This is a genomic window from Microbacterium umsixpiens (genome assembly GCF_053543675.1).
This window is the reverse complement of sequence record NZ_JBLVOH010000251.1, coordinates 1-3,930: the sequence shown is the minus strand read 5'-3', so window position 1 is coordinate 3,930 and position 3,930 is coordinate 1. Positions and strand designations below refer to the sequence as shown.

Genomic DNA, 3,930 nt, shown 5'->3' with positions numbered 1-3,930 from the left:
GGGCGGCGGACGCGTGCTCGATCGCCGTCCGGGTCGCCTCCTCGAACGCGGGGTCGGCATATGTCGCGAGCCAGGAAGCGAAAGGATGTTGCGGATCGGTCGCGTATTCACCGAACCCTCCCGCGTGCAGACGCCGACCGAGATCCGTGTAGAGCCAGAAGCACGGGAGTACCGCGGCGACGATCTCGGCGTAGTCACCGCCGAAGGCGACGGACCGCAGGTGGTCGAGGTATGCCGTCGTCACCGCGGAGGGTTCCGCCGCGAAGGTCGCCGCGCCCACCCCCTCCGACGGGGTCAGCCAGGACGCGTGCAGTTCGAGCTCGCCGACGATCGAACCGTGAGCGGAGTCCGCCCAGAACGCCTGCTCCGCCGAGGTCGGCGCGAGGCGGGCGGCTTCGGCCAGCACGCGGGCGTAGTCACGCAGATACAGCGCATCCTGCGCGAGGTACGACAGGAACGGCGCGCGCTCGAGAGAGCCGTCGGCGAGCGCGCGGATGAACGGCAGCTCATCGATCCCCGCGCGGATACCGGCGATCTCCTGCCACCAGTCCGCAGCGATGTCGGTCGCCTCCGGTCGCGTCGCCGAGCGCCCACGACCCCAGAGGCCGGCGAAGTGGCTGATCGGGCCGTGTCCGCGCCCCACGCGCAGCCCGTCCCCCGCGCGGAGAGACTCGCGGAGCCAGGCGCGTGCCGCGCGTACCGCCTCCTCGGGATCACTCCCCTGCGCCAGCAGCGTGGCCAGGGCCGAAGAGAGCGAGCAGCCCGTGCCGTGCGTGCTCGACGTCACGATGCGCGGGCCGGTGAACTCCTGGCGAAGGCCGCGACGCGTGTCGACCAGCGCATCCGGAGCTTCGTCGCCGGTGAGATGGCCGCCCTTGACGAGCACGGCGGCACCGATCTCGGCCGACAGCTCCTCGGCGGCGGTGATGCCGTCGGCCCAATCGACGATGTCACGACCGGTCAGCACCGCGAGCTCGGCGAGATTCGGGGTGACCAGCGTCGCGCGACCGAGCAGACTCCGCAGCTCCGCCTCGGCATCCGGAGAGAGGAGCCTGTCCCCCGACGTCGCGACCATGACCGGGTCGAGCACGACGACGGGTGGACGCACCCGATCGAGCCACTCGCCCACCGCGCGGATCACCTCCGTCTCGGCCAGCATCCCGATCTTCACCGCATCGATCACGACGTCGTCCGACACCGCGTCGAGCTGCGCACGGAGGAAGTCCGCCGGCGGCACATGCACCGCCCGGACACCCTGCGTGTTCTGCGCGGTCAGCGCGGTGAGGACGGCCATGCCGTACCCGCCATTCGCGGCGATGGACTTGAGGTCGGCCTGGATACCCGCCCCTCCCGAAGGATCACTCCCCGCGATGCTGAGCACCCGTGGCACGGACCCCGCGAGCCAGCGTCGCCGGAACTCCCGGGCGGTCGCGGCGGGATCATCGGCCGCACACAGCGCCGAGACCACGGCGAGTCCGGCGGAACCGGCATCACGAAGCGCCTCGGTGTCGTCGATGCCGACGCCGCCGATCGCCACGCACGGAAGCGGGCTGCGGGTCACGAAGTCGCGGAACCCGTCCACGCCGAGGGGCTCGGGATGATCCGGCTTGGTCGAGGTCGGACGGATCACCCCGACGCCGAGATAGTCGACGGTTCCGGCGGGCAACGCGAGAACCGCGTCGAGGTGCGCTGCACTGTTCGCGGTGAGGCCGATCAGCGCATCCGGTCCGAGAGCCTCGCGCGCCCCCAGCACCGACGCGTCCCCCTGACCCAGGTGCACGCCGTCGACGCGTGCACCGCGGGCGCGGGCGGCGATCGCCGCATCCAGCCGATCGTTCACGACGAGCAGCGCACGACCGTCGATCGCCTGCGACAGCGCGAGCAGCTGCTCGACCGTCTCGGCATCGGACGCGGTCTTGTCGCGAAGCTGCACGATGCGCACGCCCCCGTCGACGGCACGGCGCACGGTATCGACGACACCGCGGTCGCCGCACAACGTGGGATCGGTGACGAGGTAGAGGGAGAGGTCGGCGTTCACCGCGCACCCGCCTGCACACGGGCGTCCGCGATCACGTCGGCGGGGCCCACGGAGGCGAGGGCGTCCAACAGCGCCACGGCGAAGCTGCCGGGACCGGTCGAGATCGTGGCGGCGCGCTCGGCCGCGATCGTGTACACGAGGCTCGCGGCGGCGACGGCCGTGAGGGCATCGTGTCCGGTATTGCGCGCGGTACCGAGGAATGCGGCCATCACGGCCCCGAGAGCGCAGCCCCCGCCGGTGACCCTGGTCAGCAGCTCGTGCCCGTTCGCGAGGCGCAGCACCCGCTCCCCGTCGGTGACGAGGTCGATCGGACCGGACACCGCGATCACGGCACCGGTCCGTCGCGCGAGGGCAGCGCCCGCGTCGGCTGCGGCATCCGTGCTGTCCGTCGCATCCACTCCCCGACCGCCGGCGCTGAGCCCGGCGAGCGCGAGGATCTCCGAGGCGTTGCCGCGGATCGCCGTCGGACGCTGCTCCGCCAGCCGGTGCGCCAAGGCAGTGCGGATCGGCAGAGCTCCGATCGCGACCGGATCGAGCACCCATGGGGTTCCGGATGCCGCAGCCCCGGCGACGGCCTCGAGGCTCGCCGCGCGCTGCTCGGGAGTGGGCGTTCCCAGGTTGATCAGCACGCCGGAGGCGACACCGGCGAACATCTCGGCCTCTCCGACGATGTCGACCATGGCCGGGGCAGCCCCCAGGGCGAGCAGCACGTTGGCGGTGAACCCGGCGACGACCGTGTTGGTGATGCAGTGCGTCAGTGGGGGCGTCTCGCGCAGCACCCCCCACAGGGCGGCGGCGGCGCCGGGCAGATCGGTGATGGAATCAGGACGCAGAAGATCGCTCATCGCGACATCCCTTCGCTAGTACGAACTAGATCAGGTTCGACGGGTCTGTTCTCAGCCGCGGATGCGGCACCCCGTGTCACTGCTCGCAGTCTAGCGATCGGCCAGGAGAGCCAGCTCCTCCGCTCGGGTGAGTCCGGCGCGGCGATCGCGGTCGATGCCGCGCGCCCGCTCATCAGCCAGGACGGCGCGGATGGTGTCGGCCAGAGGGCGCAGCCGCCCACCCGCTTCGCGGTACGCCGTGTTCGACCGGGTCATGAAGCCCGTCATCTCCGGCGGCAGCCACAGCGGTAGTGATCTCGGTCCCGCCCAGTGCGCGACCCCGCGTACGACGAGCCACTCCTCCTCGGCGACGACGGTCTCGCCGGTCTGCCCTGCTGCCGCGCGAACCGCCTGCAGCACGTCGCCGAGGGAATGCCCGTCCCCGATGGCGTTGACCGGCCCGCTCCTGGTCGTCGCGACGATGAAGTCAGCGAGGTCGTCCACGTCGATCACCTGGGCGCTCCTCCCCTCGAGCGGCGGCAGCAGCACCGGCCCGATACCCGCCCGTGCGAAGGCGGCAGCCCAATACCCGAATCGATCGCTCGGGTCGCCGTTGCCCACGATGAGTCCCGGTCGCACGATGAGCGCACGATCGCCCAGGGTGCCCACGGCGTCCTCGGCCGCAGCCTTCTGCGCCCCGTACTCGTACTCGTCACCGGGGCGGGCGGACGGATGCCGCGGTGCCGACTCGTCCGCACCGACCGTCTCGTCGTCGGAGTAGACCGACAGGGAAGACACGTAGGTCCACCGCGCGGCACGCTCGCCGAGGGCACCGACGGCCGCCTCGACCTGCGACGCCTGCGACGAGATATCCACCACGTGATCCCAGTCCCGCCGGGTGAGCGCGGTGTACGCCGCGGGATCGTCGCGGTCTCCACGTACGAGCTCGGCACCGTCGGGCGCGGGCCTCTCGCCGCGAGCGAGACAGGTCACCGTTGCCCCCGCATCCAGCCATCGGCGGGCGATGCGCCCGGAGAGCCAGCCCGTTCCACCGAGGATCAACACGTC

The 3,930-nt window shown here is 71.7% G+C and carries 3 protein-coding genes and 1 riboswitch; all 3 genes read right to left on the bottom strand.

The window, feature by feature from the left end; genetic code table 11:
* On the bottom strand, positions 1-2,038 hold a 2,038-nt coding region (locus ACNPM4_RS20720), incomplete at its 3' end, for a bifunctional hydroxymethylpyrimidine kinase/phosphomethylpyrimidine kinase (RefSeq protein ID WP_448987024.1).
* A complete protein-coding gene (thiM, locus tag ACNPM4_RS20715; RefSeq protein ID WP_448987023.1) occupies positions 2,035-2,883 on the bottom strand; it encodes a hydroxyethylthiazole kinase in 849 nt (282 codons plus the stop codon). The genes ACNPM4_RS20720 and thiM, both read right to left, overlap by 4 nt.
* Positions 2,874-2,967, bottom strand: a riboswitch (TPP riboswitch). It overlaps the preceding gene by 10 nt.
* Positions 2,968-2,973: 6 nt before the next feature.
* Positions 2,974-3,930: NAD-dependent epimerase/dehydratase family protein (locus tag ACNPM4_RS20710; protein ID WP_448987022.1), on the bottom strand; the 957-nt coding region annotated here is incomplete at its 5' end.

Excerpts from the sequence above, each read along its gene's own strand:
- thiM (WP_448987023.1), bottom strand. The coding sequence starts at position 2,883 with ATGAGCGATCTTCTGCGTCCTGATTCCATCACCGATCTGCCCGGCGCC.